This is a genomic window from Comamonas halotolerans (assembly GCF_030162935.1).
Lineage (GTDB): Bacteria > Pseudomonadota > Gammaproteobacteria > Burkholderiales > Burkholderiaceae_C > Comamonas > Comamonas halotolerans.
Map to the genome: position 1 here is coordinate 67,641 of NZ_JASAUZ010000045.1, position 21,706 is coordinate 89,346.

At 56.6% G+C, this 21,706-nt stretch carries 20 protein-coding genes; 16 read left to right on the forward strand and 4 right to left on the reverse strand.

Annotated features, from left to right (window positions below; genetic code table 11):
• Positions 1 to 102: 102 nt before the first annotated feature.
• Positions 103 to 1,344: a polyamine aminopropyltransferase gene (speE, locus tag QEP11_RS14655; RefSeq protein WP_284337394.1), complete on the forward strand. Its 1,242-nt coding sequence runs from the start codon at positions 103 to 105 to the stop codon at positions 1,342 to 1,344.
• Positions 1,345 to 1,407: 63 nt separating this feature from the next.
• Here speE and QEP11_RS14660 read toward each other — a convergent pair whose 3' ends face one another.
• Entirely contained in the window at positions 1,408 to 2,034 is a 627-nt protein-coding gene (locus QEP11_RS14660) for a chalcone isomerase family protein (protein ID WP_284337395.1), read from the reverse strand.
• Positions 2,035 to 2,453: 419 nt separating this feature from the next.
• Here QEP11_RS14660 and trpE point away from each other — a divergent pair, with 419 nt between their 5' ends.
• The 8 genes from trpE to QEP11_RS14700 all read left to right on the forward strand — a co-directional run bounded on the left by trpE (position 2,454) and on the right by QEP11_RS14700 (position 9,390).
• The gene (gene trpE, locus QEP11_RS14665; protein ID WP_284337575.1) at positions 2,454 to 3,953 is read left to right on the forward strand and encodes an anthranilate synthase component I; all 1,500 of its coding nucleotides are present in this window, start codon (positions 2,454 to 2,456) and stop codon (positions 3,951 to 3,953) included.
• Positions 3,950 to 4,291 carry a chorismate mutase gene (locus QEP11_RS14670; protein WP_284337396.1) on the forward strand — a complete coding sequence of 114 codons (342 nt, stop codon included), beginning with the start codon at positions 3,950 to 3,952 and terminating at the stop codon, positions 4,289 to 4,291. Before trpE ends, QEP11_RS14670 begins: the two co-directional genes overlap by 4 nt.
• Positions 4,288 to 4,869 (forward strand): anthranilate synthase component II, encoded by a 582-nt coding sequence (locus tag QEP11_RS14675; RefSeq protein WP_284337397.1) that lies wholly within the window; start codon positions 4,288 to 4,290, stop codon positions 4,867 to 4,869. The genes QEP11_RS14670 and QEP11_RS14675 overlap by 4 nt, the downstream gene beginning before the upstream one ends.
• A gap of 144 nt (positions 4,870 to 5,013) precedes the next feature.
• Positions 5,014 to 6,048: an anthranilate phosphoribosyltransferase gene (trpD, locus tag QEP11_RS14680; RefSeq protein ID WP_284337398.1), complete on the forward strand. Its 1,035-nt coding sequence runs from the start codon at positions 5,014 to 5,016 to the stop codon at positions 6,046 to 6,048.
• The gene (locus QEP11_RS14685; protein WP_284337399.1) at positions 6,045 to 6,662 is read left to right on the forward strand and encodes a hypothetical protein; all 618 of its coding nucleotides are present in this window, start codon (positions 6,045 to 6,047) and stop codon (positions 6,660 to 6,662) included. The genes trpD and QEP11_RS14685 overlap by 4 nt, the downstream gene beginning before the upstream one ends.
• Positions 6,663 to 6,996: 334 nt before the next feature.
• The gene (locus tag QEP11_RS14690; protein ID WP_284337400.1) at positions 6,997 to 7,566 is read left to right on the forward strand and encodes a hypothetical protein; all 570 of its coding nucleotides are present in this window, start codon (positions 6,997 to 6,999) and stop codon (positions 7,564 to 7,566) included.
• 256 nt (positions 7,567 to 7,822) lie between these two features.
• A complete protein-coding gene (trpC, locus tag QEP11_RS14695; RefSeq protein WP_284337401.1) occupies positions 7,823 to 8,623 on the forward strand; it encodes an indole-3-glycerol phosphate synthase TrpC in 801 nt (266 codons plus the stop codon).
• Between the two features lie 47 nt (positions 8,624 to 8,670).
• The gene (locus QEP11_RS14700) at positions 8,671 to 9,390 is read left to right on the forward strand and encodes a uracil-DNA glycosylase (protein WP_284337402.1); all 720 of its coding nucleotides are present in this window, start codon (positions 8,671 to 8,673) and stop codon (positions 9,388 to 9,390) included.
• Positions 9,391 to 9,448: 58 nt separating this feature from the next.
• Here QEP11_RS14700 and QEP11_RS14705 read toward each other — a convergent pair whose 3' ends face one another.
• Positions 9,449 to 10,315: a Wzz/FepE/Etk N-terminal domain-containing protein gene (locus QEP11_RS14705; RefSeq protein ID WP_284337403.1), complete on the reverse strand. Its 867-nt coding sequence runs from the start codon at positions 10,313 to 10,315 to the stop codon at positions 9,449 to 9,451.
• 55 nt (positions 10,316 to 10,370) lie between these two features.
• Positions 10,371 to 11,276: a DMT family transporter gene (locus QEP11_RS14710; protein WP_284337404.1), complete on the reverse strand. Its 906-nt coding sequence runs from the start codon at positions 11,274 to 11,276 to the stop codon at positions 10,371 to 10,373.
• Between the two features lie 269 nt (positions 11,277 to 11,545).
• Here QEP11_RS14710 and QEP11_RS14715 point away from each other — a divergent pair, with 269 nt between their 5' ends.
• The 6 genes from QEP11_RS14715 to QEP11_RS14740 all read left to right on the forward strand — a co-directional run bounded on the left by QEP11_RS14715 (position 11,546) and on the right by QEP11_RS14740 (position 19,027).
• Positions 11,546 to 12,475 (forward strand): siderophore ABC transporter substrate-binding protein, encoded by a 930-nt coding sequence (locus QEP11_RS14715; RefSeq protein ID WP_284337405.1) that lies wholly within the window; start codon positions 11,546 to 11,548, stop codon positions 12,473 to 12,475.
• Entirely contained in the window at positions 12,459 to 13,460 is a 1,002-nt protein-coding gene (locus tag QEP11_RS14720; protein WP_284337406.1) for an ABC transporter permease, read from the forward strand. Before QEP11_RS14715 ends, QEP11_RS14720 begins: the two co-directional genes overlap by 17 nt.
• Positions 13,461 to 13,464: 4 nt before the next feature.
• The gene (locus tag QEP11_RS14725) at positions 13,465 to 14,451 is read left to right on the forward strand and encodes an iron chelate uptake ABC transporter family permease subunit (protein ID WP_284337407.1); all 987 of its coding nucleotides are present in this window, start codon (positions 13,465 to 13,467) and stop codon (positions 14,449 to 14,451) included.
• A complete protein-coding gene (locus tag QEP11_RS14730; RefSeq protein ID WP_284337408.1) occupies positions 14,451 to 15,209 on the forward strand; it encodes an iron ABC transporter ATP-binding protein in 759 nt (252 codons plus the stop codon). Before QEP11_RS14725 ends, QEP11_RS14730 begins: the two co-directional genes overlap by 1 nt.
• A 101-nt stretch (positions 15,210 to 15,310) precedes the next feature.
• On the forward strand, positions 15,311 to 17,020 hold the full coding sequence (locus QEP11_RS14735) for an enterochelin esterase domain-containing protein (RefSeq protein ID WP_284337409.1): 1,710 nt from the start codon (positions 15,311 to 15,313) through the stop codon (positions 17,018 to 17,020).
• Between the two features lie 105 nt (positions 17,021 to 17,125).
• Entirely contained in the window at positions 17,126 to 19,027 is a 1,902-nt protein-coding gene (locus QEP11_RS14740; RefSeq protein ID WP_284337410.1) for a DUF4153 domain-containing protein, read from the forward strand.
• A gap of 108 nt (positions 19,028 to 19,135) precedes the next feature.
• Here the strand turns inward: QEP11_RS14740 and queA are convergent, their stop codons facing one another.
• Entirely contained in the window at positions 19,136 to 20,224 is a 1,089-nt protein-coding gene (queA, locus tag QEP11_RS14745) for a tRNA preQ1(34) S-adenosylmethionine ribosyltransferase-isomerase QueA (RefSeq protein WP_284337411.1), read from the reverse strand.
• 234 nt (positions 20,225 to 20,458) lie between these two features.
• Between queA and QEP11_RS14750 the strand changes: the two genes are divergently transcribed.
• Complete coding sequence (locus QEP11_RS14750; RefSeq protein ID WP_284337412.1) at positions 20,459 to 21,592, forward strand: sensor domain-containing diguanylate cyclase; 1,134 nt, start codon at positions 20,459 to 20,461, stop codon at positions 21,590 to 21,592.
• Positions 21,593 to 21,706: the final 114 nt, after the last annotated feature.

A 21,706-nucleotide genomic window follows, 5' to 3' on the forward strand; every position in this document is an offset into this window, starting at 1 on the left:
TTTTGTTTAGTATTCGCAGTCTTTGCCTTTTCAAATGATGAATTTCGCCTGGGGGAGAAGCTGTTCACCCCTGGTGCGTTGTGACCGGGAGGACTTCACGACATGCAAGGTTTGCACCTGACCGCTGATTTGTATCAATGTGCTTGTGACGACGGACTGATGCTGGATGCACAGACGATCGCCAGCTTGTGCCGAAGGCAGACAGAGAGCTCAGGCCTGACCTTGGTGGATGATCGTTGGGTGAAGTTTCCGGACTGGCAGGGGCAGCCCGGCGGTGTCACCGGTACGGTGTTGCTGGCAGAGTCGCATCTGGCCATCCATACCTGGCCTGAAACCGGCAATGTGACAGTGGATGTATATGTCTGCAATTTTTCGGATGACAACTCCACGAAAGCACAAGCCTTGATGGATGGCGTGGTCAACGCATACGCCCCGAAGCACGCTGTGCGTCAGCAGCTGTGGCGCGGTGATATCGCCACCGATGGAGTGGGCCAATATCCCTGGGCGATGGAGCAACTCACACCCAATGCGGCTTTCGGGTTTCGCGCCAGTAATGTCACGCGGCGACAAACTGCTTTTCAGACGCTGGAGATGATGGATACCGACAGTTTTGGTCGTGTGATGCGTCTGGATAACTGTTTCATGACCAGTGAGCGCGATGAGTTTTTCTATCATGAATGCATGGCACACCCTGCAGCCATGGCCCATCCACAGCCACGCAGCGCATTGATCATTGGCGGGGGTGATGGGGGGCTGGCCGAAGAGTTGCTCAAGCACGCCACCATGCAGCGTGTGGTGCTGGCTGAGCTGGACGAAGCGGTGATCGAGGCCAGCAAGGCAGAGCTGGAGAAAGTGCATCGCAATGCGTGGGATGACCCGCGATTGCATGTGCAAATCGGTGATGGCATGGCGTTCATCGATAGCACTGCAGAGCGCTTTGACCTGCTACTCATGGATTTGACGGATCCGGACACGCCTGCAGGCTCGCTGTATGAAGCGGCTGCTCTTCAGCGCATGAAAGGTGTACTGGCACACGGTGGGGCATTGGTCCTGCATCTGGGCAGCCCAGTGTTTCATCCTGAGCAAGTGCAGCATTTGAGTCAGACTTTGCACGGTCTGTTCCAGCATGTGCGCTGCTATGGGGTGTATGTGCCGCTGTACGGAGCTTACTGGGGCATGGCCGTATGTTCAGACACCATCGATGCGCAATCCGTGACTTCTGAGGTGGTGCAGCAACGTCTGAGTGAGCGTGGCGTGCAGGATCTGCAGTATTACAACGCAGCGGTGCATGGAGCCTTGTTTGCACTGCCCAATTACTACGCTCAATTGGTGGGGCGAGCCTGAGTGGTTGGCCTGCACTGCAGGCCGCGGTGGTCTGGAGGTGCAAGGCTCACACGGTCGATCTTCCTATTCCACGGACCTATGCAGCAACTGTGCTTTCAGGCGACTGTCCGCGGGTTGAGGGCCAAGCCATATGCCAAGCATTGCTTGATAGAACGCGGCCTCAGGAAACTGCCCCGTGTCGGGCTGGCCGTTGATGCTCAGCTGCATGCCCTTTTGGGGAATCCAGTCAAGGGTGAACGAGTCACCGGCCTTAAGTCCTTTGTAGCGGTTGAACACCTCGCTCATGCGCATCACCCCGGGAATGAGCAGGGACAGCTGGCGCTTGTCCATATTGTTTTCCATGCCGTGTGCAAACAAGGTACCAAGCTCGGAGGCATTGATGTTGCGCAACATGTGCACAGAGATGCGTTTAGGGCCTGAAAGTTGGCCAATTGCTTGTAGCGAATCGGTGGGTTTTTCCAGATAAAGCGCCGCAGAATAGAGTTGGGAATCGCCCTTGGTGCGAACTCCCACACCGTTGCGATGCAGTGTCTGGCCCTGCACCTCTATGGTCTCTGGATGTGCGGCAAGCTCTGCTGACTCTGTAGTTTGAGACCAACTCGGCAGCCCTGTCGCGCAAAGTATCAAGAGCAGTCTTGCAAGCACAAGGCGCAGCAGGCGGAATCCAGGGGCAGCGTACGCAGTCAGCATGAGAGTTCCTTGCCAAGTTTTTTGGAAGTGCACGAGCGTGCTTTTGGACGTTTTATTGTGCGTCGCAGGTCTGGCGTGTACAAGCGCTTGTCAAGCTTTGGCAGGAAAACCACGTGCCATGCTGCGTCTAAAGGTGAAGTGCACCATCGTGGCTGAGTAAGGAAGAGGCCTTGGGTGCAATCACCAGATGCGCTACACTTGCCCACTATGTTCATTCATCACGTGTTCATCACAGGTTGCGCGGACCGGGGAGCCTGGCCCTGGCGTAAGCCTGCATCTATGACCGTTTGATGGCGCCCGCCAGCACGGGTGCACCCATGTCCGCCACCGCTGCGGACGGTTTGAATGAATTGCAGCGCCTGCCTTTTTGCTGTCCTCAGGACTACGCAGTGCGATGCCCCGACTGGGAAACCTGCTCTGTGATTACAGAACTTGAATTCAAAAGCTTGGCCAGCCAAGGCTACAACCGCATTCCTTTGGTGACTGAGGCGTTTGCCGACCTCGAAACCCCACTCTCGCTGTACCTCAAACTTGCACACGCTCATGGCGATGGCAAGCACAGTTTTTTGCTGGAGTCAGTGGTGGGTGGTGAGCGCTTTGGGCGCTACAGCTTCATTGGCCTGCCTGCCCGCACTTTTCTGCGAGCCAGTGGTTTTGGAGCGCAGGCCAAGACCGAGGTGGTTACAGATGGCACTGTGGTGGAAAGCCATGCTGGCAATCCGCTGGACTTTATTGCCGCCTACCAGCAGCGCTTCAACGTGGCGCTGGTTCCCGGGCTGCCGCGTTTTTGCGGTGGTTTGGCGGGTTATTTTGGCTACGATGCGGTGCGCTACGTGGAGAAAAAACTCGAGGCCACCTGCCCACCGGATACCTTGGGCACACCCGACATCATGCTGCTGCTGTGTGAAGAGGTCGCCGTGATCGACAACCTCTCGGGCAAGCTGTACTTCATTGTCTATGTGAACCCGGCAGAGGCTGAGGCATACAGCAAAGGCAAAAAACGCATGCGCCAGCTCAAAGAGCAACTGCGTTATTCGGTCAGCGTACCGCAGATCAAGGGGGGGGATAGCCACCCCGCCGAGCGTAGTTTTGCCAAGTCCGATTACTTGGCAGCTGTGGAACGCGCCAAGGAGTTGATTGCCGCCGGGGAATTCATGCAGGTGCAGGTGGGGCAACGTATCCACAAACGCTATACCGAGTCGCCCTTGAGCCTGTATCGTGCCCTGCGTTCGCTCAATCCGTCGCCATACATGTACTTCTACAACTTCGGTGACTTTCAGGTGGTGGGCTCCAGCCCTGAAATCCTGGTGCGCCAAGAAAAGGTGGACGAGGGTGAAAAGATCACCATTCGCCCCTTGGCAGGGACGCGTCCACGGGGAGCCACTGCGGAAAAGGACAAGGCCACAGAACTGGAGTTGATGGCTGACCCCAAGGAGCGTGCAGAACACGTCATGCTGATTGATCTGGCGCGAAATGACATTGGGCGCATTGCCAAAACTGGCAGTGTCAAGGTGACCGAAGCCTTTGTGGTGGAGCGCTACAGCCATGTCATGCACATTGTGAGCAATGTGGAAGGCGTGCTGCAAGATGGTATGACCAGCATGGATGTGCTCAAAGCTACCTTCCCTGCAGGCACGCTCTCAGGAGCCCCCAAGGTGCATGCCATGGAGTTGATTGACCAGCTCGAGCCCACCAAGCGCGGCATTTACGGCGGTGCGTGTGGCTACCTCAGTTTTGCAGGCCATATGGACATGGCGATTGCCATTCGCACGGCCGTGATCAAGGACGGCTATCTGTATGTGCAGGCCGCCGCTGGCGTGGTGGCCGACTCTGTGCCCGAGATGGAGTGGAGAGAAACAGAGCACAAAGCCCGTGCGGTGCTGCGCGCGGCAGAACTGGTGGAGGAGGGCCTGGAATGAGCCGCGCTATCGATAAAGTGAAGGACTGCAACTGCATGGCTGAGGTGCGTGCAGGCGTGAATGCGCTGGACGACATTCTGGTGCCACTGCTGGTGGAGCGCAGCGCCTATATGACGCAGGCCGCCAAGGTCAAAAACGATGCAAGCCTGGTGCGCGATGAAGCGCGTATCCAGGCGATTGTCGACCGCGTACGGCCCATGGCAGCTGCGCATGGAGGCGATGCCGACCTGATGGAGCGTCTGTATCGCGCCATGATGGAGTGCTACATCGACTACGAACACCAGGAGCTGGCACGCTTGCGTGCACAAGGCTTGCAACCCCGAGGAGATGTCGCATGAAGCTCTTGATGATCGACAACTACGACAGCTTTACCTACAACATCGTCCAGTACTTTGGTGAGCTGGGCGCCGATGTGACTGTGGTGCGCAACGACGAGATCACATTGGATGAAGTGATCGCTCTGGTGGCGGACCAAGGGATTGAGCGCGTGGTGATTTCGCCCGGTCCCAGCTCGCCGGCAGAAGCCGGTATTTCGGTGGCAGCGATCCAGCACTTTGCAGGCAAGCTGCCGGTGCTCGGCGTGTGTCTGGGCCATCAGAGCATTGGCGCGGCTTTTGGTGGGGACATCATTCGTGCGGGCCAGCAAATGCACGGGAAAACCAGCGTCATCAGTACCGATCAAAAAGGCGTGTTTGCCGGTCTGCCTGTTCAGTTCACGGTGAATCGCTACCACTCTTTGGTCATCGACAAAAAGACGTTGCCTGAGTGCCTGGAGATCACTGCCACCAGTGAAGACGGTGAGATTCAGGGGGTGCGACACAAGTCACTGGCTGTGGAGGGTGTGCAGTTCCACCCGGAAAGCATCTTGACCGAGCATGGCCATGCCATGTTGAAGAATTTTTTGGACCAGAAATAACCTCCCACCAAGGCCGCTGTGCATCAAGCTCGCGGCCTTGCTTTTGAAGTGTTGCTCCCAGTGCAATGCGGTTTTACACAGGATGGACGTTCTGACAAACCGTAAACGCCAGCAGCTTGGAGCGCATTTCCCAAGGATTTGAAAATGATCACTTTTACCGCCCAAGAAGCGCTGCAGCGCACGATTGAACACCGTGAAATATTCCACGATGAAATGCTGGCGCTGATGCGTCAAATCATGCGCGGCGAGCTATCGCCCGTGATGACCGCTGCCATCATCACGGGATTGCGCGTGAAGAAGGAAACGATTGGTGAAATCTCCGCTGCTGCACAGGTGATGCGTGAGTTCTCCAACAAGGTGCATGTGCACGACAAGAGCAATTTGGTGGACATCGTGGGCACTGGTGGCGATGGTGCCAACACCTTCAATATTTCTACGTGCTCCACCTTCGTGATCGCCGCAGCAGGTGGCAAAGTCAGCAAGCACGGCGGGCGCAGTGTCAGCAGCAAATCCGGCAGCGCAGATGCCATGGAAGCACTGGGTGTGAACATCAACCTCAAGCCTGAACAGATCGCCGATTGCATTCGCGATGTGGGCATCGGCTTTATGTTCGCGCCCAACCATCATCCTGCAATGAAGAATGTCGCTCCCGTGCGCCGTGAGCTGGGCGTGCGCACCATTTTCAATATTCTGGGTCCACTCACCAATCCGGCCAGTGCCCCCAATATTTTGATGGGCGTGTTCCACGAAGATCTGGTAGGTATTCAGGTGCGAGCACTGCAACGTTTAGGTGCGGAGCATGCGATGGTGGTTTATGGCCGTGACGGCCTGGATGAAATCAGCTTGGGTGCAGGCACGCTGGTGGGTGAGCTCAAGGACGGCGTGGTGCGCGAGTACGAAATTCACCCCGAGGATTTCGGTTTGCGCATGGCAGGTACACGTGCGCTGAAAGTGGACAACCCCGAAGAATCCAAAGTCATGCTCATGGGCGTGTTGCAGGGAGAGAAGGGGCCAGCGCGCGATATCGTCTGTCTGAATGCAGGAGCGGCACTGTATGCGGCCAATGTGGCCAGCAGCATCGAAGACGGTTTGCAGCGTGCACAGGCGACCATCGATAGCGGCGCTGCCCTCCAGAAGTTGCAGCAGTTGGTGGCCTACAGCACCCAGCTGGCAGCATGACCTCACCATCGGTGCGCGAGGCGCTGGCGCCTCTGCAGCAACGGGTGGAGCTTGAGGACGTGTGGCAACTGCCGGAGTATGTGCAACTCTCACCACCTGACTGGATGCTGCTGCCGCGCGTGCTGGTTGCAGGCATTGCTTGCGTGCTGCTGTGGTCTTTCGCGGAAGGTGCAAGTAGTACGGAGCTGGCGATTGCCTTGACCGTATTGGCACTCACCACTGTGGTGGTGATGCGCATGCGTCGCCGGCGCAGCCTGCCCTTGGGGGAAGGTAGTTTACGGGCCCATCAAGGGCGAGGCTGTTGTGTGGATGTGGCGCAGCGTTGCGTGCGCACGCAAGGCGTTGAGCCTCCTCAGCAATGGGTGCTGGATGCTCCACAGGAGTGGAGTGTGGGCGTCATCGCTTTTACCGATCGGCCACGTATGCGCCACGGTTGGCGCATTGAATTACGCCATGTGCGCAAAGGGCCGGTGGTGCGTTTGTGTACAGTCCTACACGTAGGGCATGCGGTACTGCAGCCTGAAGCGGTACAGGCGCTGGCCGATACGATGGTTGAGCGTTTGGGCATTCGACGTGCAGCCTTAAGCAGTAGCTCTGGAAAGCTTCAACGATAGAAAGCGAGGCAGTGTTCTCGCAAAGGAGGCATAGTGCGCCGCTCATGTTCAGCTCTTCCCAATACTCCGCCTATTGGCAAGCGCTGTTCTTGAAGGGCCAGCACGCAGCCAATATGATGTGCCTCAATGGATGCTGTGGTAGCTAGTGCACGATGCAATTGTGAGCACTGTGATGGGCGCCGAGACGGACGCCCACAGTCATCGGCGTATCTGTAATTGCTGGCGCGTTCCTGCGCTGTGACCAATGACCCAGCTTCAAACCCATGTTCTGTCTATTTGGGCGCAAACGCTGCGTCATCAAGCCTTGTGGCATTTGCCACAAGAGGTGCGGTGCATGCAGCATGCCTCACAGATGTCTTCGTTGGAACTGGAGCTGCTGATCATCGCAGCTGGTGTATTGGCTTTCTATCCGATGGCGGTGCACGGTGTGCTGCTGTACTTCTTGCTGTTCTTGGCAACAGTGCTTGTTTATGGCGTTGTGCAGTGGCGTCAAGGGCTGCGGCACGCGGCCATTGCTCGCTTGGAGATGGAGCCGTCGTACCAAGGTCAGGCGCATTGGAAAGGGTGTGTGGTGGACTTGCCTGCGCAGAGTATTCAGGCGCTAGGGGCGCAATCAGCTTGGGATGCGGATGTACGTGAAGCACAGGCGTGGAGTTTGGGTGTGCATGCGATTGGGGGGCGGCGCGAGCTGTTTTATCAGATTGAACTGCGTCATGTGCGCAAAGGCCCCGTGGGTATCTTGTGCACGCTGCACTGTTCGTTCCGCCCGCAGCGCGTAGACTTGCTGGCGATTGATGCGCTGGTAGATACGATGGCGGAGTGTTTGGGGGTTCGGCGCTCAGGTTCACGCATGGCGCCATTGTCGGCGCGCTCTTCTCATCAGACAGAGGCAAGCAAGTACTGAGTGAACGAACAGGTGACGTGCAGTCGGTGCCACGTCAAGTTACATTGCATGATCTGCAACGGCAACTCGAAGTCAAAATCTCTTTGTTCTAGCCCCTTTCGTCTCAGTTATGGGGGAAGCGCTGTTTTCGTAAGGACAAGTGCGTGAGCCAGAGCTATGGCCTTCCTTGCTCGGTCTCTCGGCAGAAACACCGACAATAGCGCCCAAAGTGGAGCGGTGCAAAGGAACCGTGCCGACACAACAATCAAGGAAAAACATGTCTGACATTCTGAAAAAAATCTGCGACGTCAAAGTCCAGGAAGTAGCCGCAGCCAAGAAAGTCACCTCGCTGGCAGACATGCGCCGCGATGCGGAAAGCCGCGTGTCGACGCGCGATTTTGTAGGTGCTATCCGCGCCAAAATAGCCAAAGGCCAGGCGGGTGTGATTGCCGAAGTCAAGAAGGCCAGTCCCAGCAAGGGCGTGATTCGCGCTGATTTTGACCCTGTGGACATCGCGCAAAGCTATATGGTCGGAAATGGCAAGATCAGTGCAGCGTGTCTGTCGGTGCTGACGGATCGCCAGTTTTTCCAGGGCGAGCCTGATTACTTGAAGCAAGCTCGTGCCAGCACTTTGCTGCCCGTGCTGCGCAAAGATTTCATGGTTGACCCTTACCAAATTTATGAGTCACGTGTGATGGGCGCAGACTGTGTGCTGCTGATTGCCGCGTGCCTGGACGATGCGCAAATGGCCGAGATGGAACAGATTGCGTACAGTCTGGAAATGGCGGTGCTGGTGGAAGTGCATGATGCACAAGAGCTGCAACGCGCATTGAAGTTGAAGACACCGCTGGTGGGCATCAACAACCGCAATCTGCGCACATTTGAGGTGGATATTCAAACCTCTATTGCGCTGAAGAAAGACGTGCCAGCAGATCGTCTCCTGGTGACTGAGTCCGGTATCCTCACCCCGGATGATGTCAAAACCATGCGCGATGCAGGAATTAACGCCTTCTTGGTGGGCGAGGCCTTTATGCGCGCCCCAGAGCCTGGTGAAGCGCTGGCTAAGCTGTTTGCATGATGGCCTTGCGTTTGTCTTTGTGAGATTTTGATGAAAATGTCTTCGCCATGACCGAATCCTCCGCGTTAGCCCCTACCCAGTTGTTGAGTGCCAAGCCTGCCGACTGGCATGTGGCTCCGGGTTGGCAGGCCGTAGTAGATGCGTTTTTTGCCTCCTCCAAAGGCCTGCAGTTGCTGGGCTATTTGCAGCAGCGCTTGGATGCGGGGGCGGTCATTTTTCCTCCTCAGCCATTGCGTGCATTGGAGCTGACAGCACCTGAGGATGTCCGCGTGGTCATCTTGGGGCAGGATCCGTACCATGGCCGTGGGCAAGCTGAAGGCTTGGCATTTTCCGTAGCCCCGGGTGTGCGTTTGCCGCCTTCGCTGCAAAACATCTTCAAGGAAATACAGCGCGATCTGGGTGTGCCATTTCCTCCGTTCCCACAACCGGGGGGAAGCTTGGTCAAGTGGGCTCAGAACGGAGTGCTCTTGCTCAACACATGTTTGACCGTCGAGGAGGGGCAAGCCGCCAGTCACAGCAAACGCGGCTGGGAAGTTCTCACCGATGCCATCATTTGTCAGGTGGCCGAACAGGGCCGCCCAACGGTGTTCATGCTCTGGGGGAGTCACGCCCAATCCAAGCGGGTATTGATCCCGGAAGATCGCGGACATCTGGTGTTGATGAGCAATCACCCGTCCCCCTTGTCCGCTCTGCGCCCTCCTGTGCCATTTATTGGCAATGGGCACTTTGGACTGGCCAAAGCGTTCAGGCAGCAGCATGGGTATTGATGCGGCACTTGCAAAAAATAATGCGCCTTCATGGCGCATTATTTTTTAAACAAACTGTCTAGTCCTTCAGACCAGCGGCTTGACGTAATCGTTGAATTTTTGCAGCCTGTTCCTGGTTTTGAGCGGTTGTGCGCAAAGCATGGCGTGCAAAAACAAACAGCAGCAGTACAAAACCTGTCGCGACTGTGGCTCCAATTGCAATCATGGCCTTGCGGGGCTTGACGGACGCTTCAGGCAGAGTGGGTTGTTGGGCCAGGTTTTCGGTGGTTAAACCTTCTATCTGTGCTTCCAGAGTCGCAATCGCGCGCAGACGAGCGCTGTTTGCAGCCAGAAGCTCTCCATAGAGATTGGCATTTCCTTCGGTAATAGATTCTGATTGAGCGACCAGTTTTGTCATCTGGGCCTCGAGATTTACACCAGCCTGTAATCGCTCCTGCTCTGCCTTCAGCTGTGCTTGCAAGCGCTCCATGTCCCTGGAGCGAGGGATGGTTAAGGGAAGAACATGCTTCCAGATGGTGGTGTTCAGATCTCGGGCGGACTCAGGAGAGTTCCCCTGAGTCTTCAGGGTGACAAGCTGGTCGTTTTTCCCTACAGAAACACTGATGCGCTGCTCCAGCTTTTTGAAGCGCTGCTCGGCACTCGCATTGGGTTCAAGACCTATGTCATTGGCTACCGCCTCCAGGATGTCCGCAGACTTGATATAGCTGGCAAGCACTTGACCCGAAATATCCAGGCCAGGTTTGCTGGGGCTCAGGATGGACTGGCTTTCATAGGTCTTCGGGATGGCAAATGCAATCCCGAGTGCAGCCAAGCCAACGATCAGGGGAACTAAAACGAGGAGCTTGAGATTTTCTGCGACGACAATGAGTAAATCCAGCAGGTCAAATTCATCGCTGGAGGAGTGTGGGGCAGTGGGGTCCGCCATAGATGTAATGAGATAGGCAGTAATTTGATCCAATCTAGCATGGCAGCAGGCAAAACTAACGACGTTGATACACACTGATCCATATGTTTACAAATCCACACAGGGCAATCACGCTTATCCCCACCAGTGAAATGCTGTCTGGCACCTGCTCAAAGAACAACCATCCCATCAGCATGGCAAAGCCAATTTGGCTGTAGAGAAACGGCGAAACAACAGATGGCGTGGCGTGAGCATATGCCTGAAGAAGAAGCAAGTGACCAATACCACTGCATACGCCCATCATTACGACTGCAACCCATACCTGCCAGTTGTGTACGCTTTCCCAGATCCAGGGGATGAATGGTGCCGTGGCAATGACAGGTAACCAGGTTGTATACAGCTGTGTGGTAGTGGGCGGATCCAGCCGTGCCAGCCTGCTGCCCAGCAGTTGGTAAGTGGTGCCGCAAAGCAGTACGCCAACGGGTGCCAGAGCCATCCAGCCCAGGGGCATGCCGTCCTGTTCTGGACGCACAATGGCAATGACTGCCAGCAAGCCAATCACCAGCAATCCCCAACGCATGGAACTTACTTTTTCTCCAAACAACAGGGCAGACGTCACCACAATCAGCAAAGGCCCTGCCGACCACACAGCCGTAAAGTTCGCCAGGGGCATGTTCTGGATGCAATAGAACGCAAAAACGGTGGTCATCACGCCACTGAGTGCACGGCTGATCTGGAATCGAGGGTGTTCGGTTCGTAAGGCGCCTATCCCTTGGCGCGGAAGCACCCATGCAGTCGTAACCAGCGCTTGAGATATAAAACGTAGCCAAACTACCATCAGCATGGGCAGGTACTGACCGGTAAATTTGGTGCCACTGTCCAGCAGTGCGAACAAGGCGCAGGCCACAACGGTCAGGCCAATGCCTGTGAGCGCGGCTTGTGCGGATGAGGAGGTGGGCTGAGCCCCTTCTGCGGAGGACATGCCGTCCACCCACTTTCTAAAACAAAAAAACCGCCGGACTGGCGATAAAGTCGGAGCCAAAAAAGCTGCCAGCGCAATCATGCGCCATGCATGCACTGCGGGCGCATTCTAGGTGTCAAGAGCTGCCGGTTGTTTTCCAAATCGACTAGCCCTCCTTCTGACTTTGCGCAACTTTATATGTCCATGTGACTGGTGTTGAGAACGATTCTCATACAATATCTTGGTTCGTGAAGTCGCACGCGGAAAAGTTGCGGCAAAGGAAATTGAAGATGATTGCTCTGTGGAATCGCCGCCAAACGGTGGCTGGTCTGATGTTGGCTTTGACTCTGCCTTTTGCTGCAGCCCATGCTGCAGAAACTATCAAGGTGCAAGACAACACGGGTGTAGTGCAAGTGCCGGTGAAGCCCAAAACCGTGTTGGTCTATGACTATGGTGCGCTGGACATCATTCAGACTTTGGGTGGTCACGTTTCAGGAAATCCGCAGCAGGCCCTGCCACCTGCACTCAAGCAGTTCGCTGATGAAAACAAGTACGCCAATATCGGGACGCTGTTTGAACCGGACTATGAAAAGGTCAAAGCACTCAAGCCCGACCTGATCATTGCGGGCAATCGCTCTTTGCCCAAGGTGGACGAACTCAAGAAGTTCGCGCCGGTGCTGGATGTGACCATCGACAATCAGAACCAGATGGCCCACGTCTTTCGCAACATCCGTAGCTTGGCTGCCATTTATGGCGTCCCAGACAAGGGTGAGCAGGAAATCAAGGAAATTGAAGCTGCCATTGCCGATGTGAAGGCGAAGGCTGCAGGCAAGGGTGGGGCATTGTTCCTGATGACAAATGGTGGCAAGCTCAGCGTGTATGGGCCAGGCTCGCGCTTTGACATGCTGTACTCAGTGTTTGGAGTCAGCCCAACGAAGGACAAGATTGAAGTTTCCAAACACGGTCAGGCCGTGTCGTTTGAATATCTCCTGAAGGCCAACCCAGACTGGCTGTTTGTGCTGGACCGAGATGCTGCTGTCGGCCAGGATGGTGATGCAGCCAAGAAGCTGTTGGACAACAAGCTTGTGCATGCGACCAAGGCATGGCGCAATCAGCATGTGGTTTATTTGAATGCAGCCAATTGGTACACCATGTCGAACGCCAGTCCGACGGCACTCAAGGAGAACCTGAAGCAGTTGTCTGATGCATTCTCCAGGTAATCACACTCCCGCCGGTCGCAATGCGCTGGCGTGGACAGGGGCCCTCGCGGCCCTTTTTGCATTGGCGCTGTGGAGTCTTTCGGTTGGCGTGAGTGATGTGTCGTGGAACACGTTGTGGAGCAATAACGAAGACGACATGGTTGCGCAGGTGCTGATGTTCTCGCGGCTGCCCCGCACGCTAGCGCTGATGCTGGCGGGCAGTGCCATGGCTGTGGCAGGTTTGCTCATGCAGATGCTGGCGCGCAACCATTTTGTCGAGCCCTCCACCATGGGCACAGTGGAATCTGCCACCTTGGGCATGCTGTTTTGCATGTTGTGGGCGCCTGGTCTGCCCGTGTTTGCCAAGATGGGCGTAGCTGCGCTGACAGCCATGGCGGGCACGGCCTTGTTCATGGCAGTGCTCAGCCGTATCCGCTTGCGATCTGCCTGGATTGTGCCGCTGGTGGGTTTGATTTTGGCGGGCGTGATTGAGGCAGGCAGTACTTTTTTGGCCTACCAGCACGACATGATTCAAGCGCTACGCGCGTTTTCCAACGGTGATTTTTCGGTGGTGGTGGAAGGCAGGTACGAGTTGTTGTGGCTGTCGCTGGGAGTCACCCTGGTGGCTCTTGTCATGGCAGATCGTTTCACGGTGGCTGGGTTGGGAGAGTCGTTTGCCACCAATCTGGGCTTGAATTACAAGCGGCTGGTGCTGCAAGGTCTGGTGGTGGTGTCGGTGGTGACAGCATGCATTGTGGTCACGGTGGGCTCCATCCCTTTTGTCGGTCTGATTGTGCCGAATGTGGTGCGCCTGATGGTGGGAGATAACGTGCGCCGTAGTGTGCTGTGGGTGGCGCTGGCGGGGGCAGCCCTGACACTGCTGTGTGACCTGTTTGGCCGCTTGATCATTGCACCCTATGAGATTCCTGTCGGCACGGTCATGGGTGTGGTGGGCAGCGCCATGTTTTTGCTGATTTTGTTGCGCCGTCGCGCAAAGCAAGGTTGATGCGATGGGGCAAGATTTGTATATGCCAGCAGAGTCAGGGTGGTGGAGCAGGCGCAGTACCCGCTTGAATGTGCTGGTGGTGTTGACGGTGCTGGCCATCATTGCCTTCATGACTGTGGGTGTTGAAGCCGACTGGGCTTTTGTGCTTGAACATCGTGGCACCAAGGTTTTGACCATGCTGGTGGTGGCTTGTGCATTGGGCATGTCCACCGTGGTATTTCAGACTGTCACGCACAACACCATTCTCACGCCAGCGGTGATGGGACTGGATGCGTTGTATCTGTTCCTGCAGGCCGTGCTGGTGCTGGTGCTTGGCTCTGTGGGCGTGGTGAGCCTGGGTGTGCTGCCCAAGTTCGCTGTGGAAATTTTGCTCATGGTTGCGCTGAGTGTGGCATTGATGCGCTGGTTGTTCACCGGGCATGCCAGCAGCCTGCACCTCATGCTGCTGGTGGGCATGGTGATGGGCATTCTGTTTCGCAGCATGACCAGCTTTGCCATGCGCATGATTGATCCCAATGAGTTCGCCACCTTGCAAGACCGCATGTTTGCGAACTTCAACACCATCCATACACAGCTTTTGGCACCTTCGCTGGTGCTGCTGGCCGTGGGCGCCGTGTATTTCTGGCACCAACGCCACGTGCTTGATGTCTTGGCCCTGGGGCGCGATGCGGCAGTGAACCTGGGTGTGGATTACCAGCGCCAAGTGCTGCATCTGCTGGTGGTGATGTGTGCCATGGTGGCGGTTTCCACGGCACTGGTGGGGCCGGTCACATTTTTTGGGCTGCTGGTGGCAAACATGGCTTACCAGTGGATGGGTACGCGTCGTCATGCATGGGTGCTACCCGCTGCAGTGCTCTGGGGCTGTGTTTTGTTGCTGGCAGGACAGGTGGTACTGGAGCGCGTGCTGGGCTTCAACTCGGCGCTGTCGGTGGTGGTGGAGTTTGTGGGCGGATTGGTCTTTATCTACCTGCTCATGCGCAAAGGCAAGTAATGATCGAGACTGAAAACGTAGTCAAAACCCATGGCAGCACCACGGTGCTGCATGGCGTCAGCGTAACAATTCCGGAAAAGCAGTTCACGGCCATCATTGGCCCCAATGGCGCAGGTAAAAGCACTTTGCTGTCGATGGTGAGCCGCTTGGCGCCCATCACGTCCGGAACCGCATATGTGGCGGGCCTGGATGTGAGCAAAACAGCCAGTGATGCGCTGGCCAAGGTCATGGCCATTTTGCGGCAGGATAACCAGTCGGCGCTGCGCCTGACGGTACGAGATCTGGTTGGCTTTGGCCGTTTTCCCCACAGCAAGGGTCGCATGACTCCTGAGGATGTGCAGCATGTGAATCAGGCACTGGATTTTTTGCAGTTGCAAGAACTCGCTGACCGTTATCTGGATGAGTTGTCCGGCGGACAGCGTCAGCGCGCTTACATCGCGATGGTGTTGTGCCAGGACACTCCTTATATCCTGCTGGACGAGCCACTCAACAATCTCGACATGGCGCATGCGGTGAGCATGATGAAGCTGCTGCGCCGTATGGTGGATGAGCGCGGCAAGACCGTGGTGGTGGTGCTTCATGACATCAACTTTGCCAGCTGCTATGCCGACCACATCATCGCGATGAAGAGCGGTCATGTGGCCAATCAAGGACCGCCATTGGAAGTCGTGCGTGATGAGGTGCTCTCTGTGCTGTATGGCATTGAGGTCAGCGTGCATGAGATCAAAGGGCAGCGCCTGTGCCATTACTTTGCCTAGCGGCTAGTCAAGGCACGCAACCGTAGGCCTCGCACAGGGGACCTTACATGGAGTGCGCTTCCAGATATCTTGGTTTTTTTGATGCAAAAGTTCTGAACGCCATGCCGATAATTTTTCAACGCTGGCGTAAACACGCCCCTGCCGCTGTAGCGGCTGTTATGGCTGCAACAGTGGTGAACGTGGTAGCTGCGTGGTCTCCGGAGGCTCAGGCTTACATGGTTGGAAACAGCCCTGGTGACGGAGCACCGCTGGTGTTGCAAAAAACTTTGCAGGGTGATGCCCCCCGCTCCGGGCAGGTGGTGCAGCTGCAAGTGCCAGAAGGTCATGTGGTGCAGCTGCGTTTTCGGGGCGCGGGGCTGAACCTGGATCTGCAGGATGCAAATGGCCAGCATCTGCGCCGCCTCGCAGAAGATGGACGTGGCGTGCAAACCGCTATGTGGCTCAGCCGTGGTGCACAGCAGGAGCAGCTGTGGCTGTCTCATGCCGATCAAACGGAACCCATGCACACCTTTGAATTGGAGGTGCTTAAAACGTGGGCTTCTGAAGGTATGGAGCAGCCAAAGTCTGAAGAAACACCGATGGGTCCGCATTTGCAAGCTTTGCAACAGGCGCTTGCCCGTGGAATGGGGACAGACGCCTTCTGGGCCGATGTGCAGCAGCAAGGTACACCCCTGGTAGAGCCTTGGGAGAACGGTCAGCAGCTGGTCACTTTTTTGTGGCGTGATCAGGGGAATACCAATGTGCGGCTGTTTGGCAGCCCCAGCGGTGACCACAACCCGTTGCGCAAACTGGCGGGTAGCGATGTCTGGTGGACCAGCGTAGTCATGGATCCACGTGCCCGCCTCAGTTATGCGCTGGCCCCAGATGTTCCCCAAATTGACAATGCAGCGCAGCAGCGACGCATGATATTGAGCACTTTGCAGCGTGATCCATTCAACCCGCATACTTTCCCGCAGCGGCTGCAATGGAGCGCCAAGGACATCTACCAAGGGCGCTCCGTGCTTGTGTTGGAGCAAGCTCCTGCCCAGCCTTGGGTGTCTCAGGCAGGCGTTCGCCAAGGTCAGCTGACACGCCACGTGGTGCACAGTCAGGTTCTTGCGAACCTGCGGGATGTGTGGACGTATGTGCCTGCAGACGTTGCGCCTCAGGCCTTGTTGGTGCTGTTTGATGCGCACGCATTTGCGGGTGACGTACCTGCTACGCGCATTCTGGACAATTTGATTGTCAATGGCATGTTGCCCGCTACGGCGGCTGTCATCGTGGGTAACGCCAGTCCTGAAGCGCGCGGGGAGGAATTGCCGCCGAACCCCAAGTTCGCTCGTTTCATGGCTGAGGAGCTGATGCCCTGGGTGCGGCAGCAAGGTCTGGGGCAATTGGCACGCCATACCGTGGTGGCGGGCAGCAGTTATGGTGGCTTGGTCTCCAGCTACCTGGGGCTGATGCATCCGGAGCTGTTTGGCAATGTGCTGAGCATGTCAGGCTCTTACTGGTGGGCACCAGACGGTGAACAGCCTGGCTGGATGCAGCGAGCATGGAAGAATTTACCAACGCCTATGCCGCAGGTGAATTTTTACCTAGATGCCGGGTTGTTTGAAGGCGGCCGCGGAGGGCGGGCGGGCATCCTGGAAACTTCGCGCGAACTCGGTGATGTGCTGCGTGCACGCCAGATGTCTGTGGTCCAGCGCGAGTGGGTCAGTGGGCATGACTATGTGCAATGGCAAGGCTCGCTGGGCTGTGGCTTAGTGGCGTTGCTTGCACCGCAGAATCTGATTGATGCGCGCATGCAAAGCTGTCAGGGAGTGTCTCAATAATCATGGCTTGCAAAAAGGCGGGAAGATGATTCACTCAAAGGGTGGATACATGCTGTAACCCCACGCTATTTGGGGAGCTCGAGACGCAGCCGATAGACTGTTGGCATGCATGTTTTTTCCGACCCGTCGTCGCCTTCCGCTCCCTTCTCATCCCCTGCTTCTGAGCGCCTACGCTCGCCACAACCACCTGCTTCACAGCGGGGCTTGATGGTGATGGGGGCGCTCCAAGGTCTGGCCTTGTTTGCAGTGATGGAGTGGGGTGATGGACTGTTTGGTGCCGTCGATCGCAGCTGGCTGGCCCTGCTGATGTTGCTGGTGGTGCAGGTGCCGCTGTTCATGGGCATGGCGGTTAGCCGATGGCACCAACCCGCATTATGGGCAGGCGGCGCTGTGATGGCATTGGTGGTGTTGCTCATGGCGGGCTGGACACTGTGGCGCAACACGCACAGTGACGTGGGCTACGAGGGCGCTTTGCTACGTTTGGGGGTGGCCATGGCGCTGTGGTGGTTCGTGGCTCTGGCATGGTTCCAGGCCTATCTGGAGCAAGGCAGCTGGCGTATTCCTTACCAGCGCTTGTTTGTTTACGCATGGAATAACGCACTGGTCATGGCTTTGGCGGCTGTGTGCGTGCAGCTGATTTGGCTGGTGCTCTGGCTATGGGCCGGCTTGTTCGCGCTGCTCGGTGTACAAGCGTTCATGCAGCTCTTCAGTGAATCATGGTTCGCCTTTCCAATGACTGGGCTGATGGTGGGGCTGGGTGTATGGGTTGCGCGTACGCAAGAACGCCCGATCCAGATGGCCCGCCTTGTATTACAGGCTCTGGGGCGCCTGGTGCTTCCGCTGATGGCTTGGGTGCTGGTGCTGTTTGCTCTGGCACTGATGCTGACTGGGCTGGAGACGCTTTGGGCTACGCGTTTTGCAGCAGTCTTGTTGATGGGGGTGCTGATCTTTCACATCTGGCTGGTGAATGCCGTATATCAGGACGGCAGTGCAGCGCAGGGGCCTTACCCTCAATGGGTGCAGCATCTGGTGCAAGCCAGTTTGTTGACCATGATGGTGCTGGCCACGCTGGCTTGTGTGGCAGTGGGGCTGCGTGTCCAGCAGTATGGGTGGACGGCAGAGCGCTTGTGGGCCGCTGTGGGCAGTGGTTTGCTGTGGCTGTATGCCACGGGCTATGCCTGGGCTGCTGTGCAAAGCTGGAGACGGGTGCAGGAGAGGCCATGGCTGGCAGCCATCAGCCCGGTCAATCGCGGGCTTTCGCTGGCAGTGCTGGCTGTGTTGCTGGCGCTGCAAACGCCTGTGCTGGATCCGGATCGACTGGGCGCGCGCAGCCAGTTGGCGCAGTTGCAATCCGGTGCGCAAAGCATCACCCACGAACGCCTCAAAGACCTCAAGTTCAACCATGGCCCTTATGGGGAGGCAGCTCTGGAAGAACTGGCAAACTCCCCCTTGGCGCAGACCGAGGAGGTGATGCTCTGGGTGCGCCAAATTAGTGACAGCGCATCGCGCGATGATGTGCCATCTGTTCACGAGGATAGCGAATGGGTGGATGTACCGACTGCGCAGGCGCGTATTCGCACGGTGACTGGACCTGAGCCGGATGCGGACTGGTGGCCATGGTTGCTGGATCAAGCGCACAGCCGGCATTGGGCGAGTGAGTGCCTGTTCGATAGTGCGGAATGCGTGCTGCTTTCACAGGACTGGGACAACGATGGGCAGATAGACCACTTGTTGTGCTCTCTGGATGATCCTGTTACGCCCGCTTGCCGATTGACTGCGCGGGCGCCCATGACCGGACAGTCCGATCGCGGTGCATGGGCAGATGAAGGCGCGGTGGATTGGGCTTTCCCAGAGTCGGTTGATGAGGTCAGCCGCTTGATCGATGCCGTGCGCAATGGACAGCTACAGCCCCGGCCACTGCGCTGGCCCTCGTGGGAGGCAGATGTGGGGGATGCCCAGCAAGGCCTGTCCAAACCCTGGCGAGGACAACTGCAGAGACATCGCTGAGCCACCGCCCCTTGAGAGTGCGTACTGGCCGCACAAGGTTTTCAATGCTGAAATTCGACGAAAACCTTGAAAGCCAGACGGTGCATGCTTTTTTTGGGAGCGGATGATTTAGCGCTTGCGCTCCAGAATCATCGAGTCGCCATAGCTGAAGAAACGGTAGGCATTGGCAATCGCATGCTCATAGGTGTGCATGATGTGCTTATAGCCAGCAAAGGCGCTCACCAGCATCATCAGCGTGCTTTTTGGAAGGTGGAAGTTGGTGATCAGACAGTCCACCACACGGAATTCAAAGCCCGGCGTGATGAAGATATTGGTGTCGCCAGAAATCTGCCCCGTGCGTGCCCAGGACTCCAGCGTGCGCACGCTGGTTGTTCCCACAGCGATGATGCGGCCACGACGCTGTCGGCAGCGCTCCAGCGCAGCCAGGGTCTTAAGAGGGATGTTGTACCACTCGGTATGCATCTGATGTTCGGACAGGTTTTCAGTCTTCACAGGCTGGAAGGTTCCCGCGCCCACATGCAGCGTGACAGCGGCTGTTTCCACGCCTTTGTCTTTGAGTGCTGCCAGCACTTTATCGTCAAAATGCAGCGCAGCCGTGGGCGCAGCCACTGCCCCAGGGTGGCTGGCAAACACGGTCTGATAGCGCTCGGTGTCTTCAGCCTCGTCCGGGTCTTCGTCACTGTTTTGGTTGCGGGCAATGTAGGGCGGCAGAGGCAGATGGCCAAACTGATCCATCAGCTCCCAAGGTGTTTCACCATTTTCTCCTTGCAATGAAAAGCGAAACAGGGGGCCACTTTCATCGGGCCAGCGACCCAGCAAGGTGCCGTCAAAACCGCCTTTGCCCAGGCCACCGTGCAGATGTACTTTGGCCCCAGGCAAGGGCTTTTTGCTGACTTTCATGTGAGCAACGACTTCATTGCCTTGCAGTACGCGCTCAATCAGCAACTCCAGCTTGCCGCCAGAGGCTTTTTCTCCAAATACGCGGGCTTTGACGACCTTGGTGTCGTTGAACACCAGCAGGTCGCCTTCGTGCAGCAAATCAGGCAGTTCCTTGAAGATGCGGTTGACCAGTTCAGGCGTCCGAGCGTCGAGCAGGCGTGATGCGCTGCGCTCGGCTGCAGGGTGTTGGGCAATCAGGTGCTCGGGGAGCACAAAGTCAAAATCACTAAGGGTATGAGCGCGTGGGCTGAGAGACATGCGAATTCTTGAGGGCTGAACAAGGCCCGTTCCAAGCAAAAACCAAAGACCGGAATTCTCGCAAATATGGGGCTTGTCGCGCAGCCAGTTGCATCCATATCCCTGATGGAATTGGGTAACTAGCGGGTCCTGCTCAGGCATCTTTTGATGCGCATCACGAATGGTGAGAATAGAATTATTACACTTGATTACAAATTCTCTGGCGTAGCAATTTCTGGGCACGAACTATCAATCATGGACACCGCATTCGTATGGGATCAGCACTTTGTCACAGGCCTGGCAGCCGTGGACGAGCAGCACCATGTGTTGGTGGACTTGTTCAATGCGCTGACCCAGGGCCTGTTCTCCCAGTGCAGTGACCGTGAAGTCGTTTTGGCGGATACCTATGCCAGGCTGCTGGCTTATACCGAACTGCACTTTGAGGAGGAGGAAGCGCTGATGGCGGAGTACGGGCTGGATCCACGGCACGTCGAGAGTCACTGCATGATGCACCGGCAGTTTGTTGAGCAGGTGGTCATGCTTTGGGCGCAGCGCACCACCATGACGGATCCAGCCACGACTTTGGTGGGCTTTCTGACATCCTGGCTGGGCCTGCATATCCTGGGCATTGATCAGTCCATGGCGAGGCAAATCCAGTCGATTGTGGAAGGTATGTCGCCAGCGGATGCCTATGAAAAAGAGCGGGGGAACCATGACAATGGTACGCAAGCCCTGCTCAAGATGATTGGCAAGCTCTATACCGCCTTGACGGCTCAGAACGCCCAGCTGGCCCTTGCCAACCAGACGCTGGAGGCACGGGTGATGCGCCGTACGCGTGCGCTAGAGCAGGCGAATGCCCGATTGAGAGCACTGTCCAATACCGATGCGCTGCTGGGGATTGCCAATCGAGCGTACTTCAATGAAAGACTGGAGCAGACTTGCGCCGTTGCAAGGCGCAGTGGAAATCCGGTAGGCATGGTGCTGATCGATGTGGACTATTTCAAGCGCTACAACGATTTTTACGGCCACGTGCAAGGTGATGCCTGCTTGCAGGCAGTGGTGAAAGCCTTGCAAAGCTGTGTCCATAGAGAAACGGATCTGTTGGCGCGGTACGGAGGCGAGGAGTTTGCCGTCATCTTGCCCGAAACGGGCATGAATGGAGCGTGGGAAGTGGCCAGGCGCATGGTGCTAGCAGTTCAGGCGATGGGATGGACGCATGAAAACTCACCCATCGCTTCTGTAGTGACTATCAGTGCTGGTGTGTGCAGCCTGAAACCAGCGGCAGAGGGTGCCAAGCGGCTGGTGAGGGAGGCTGATGTCGCTCTGTATCGCGCCAAGGGTGCAGGACGAAACTGCGTGAAGGCTGCAGGGCAATTTGCGTCAACCTAAACAAAATTGTTGATATGCGAAGAGGCTCGCATCAGTAAGCGGCAGGTACAGAATCTGTCAAAAAAGCGCTCAAGGCTGGGTCATCATTGTCAAAAATTGTCGGTGGCGAAAATT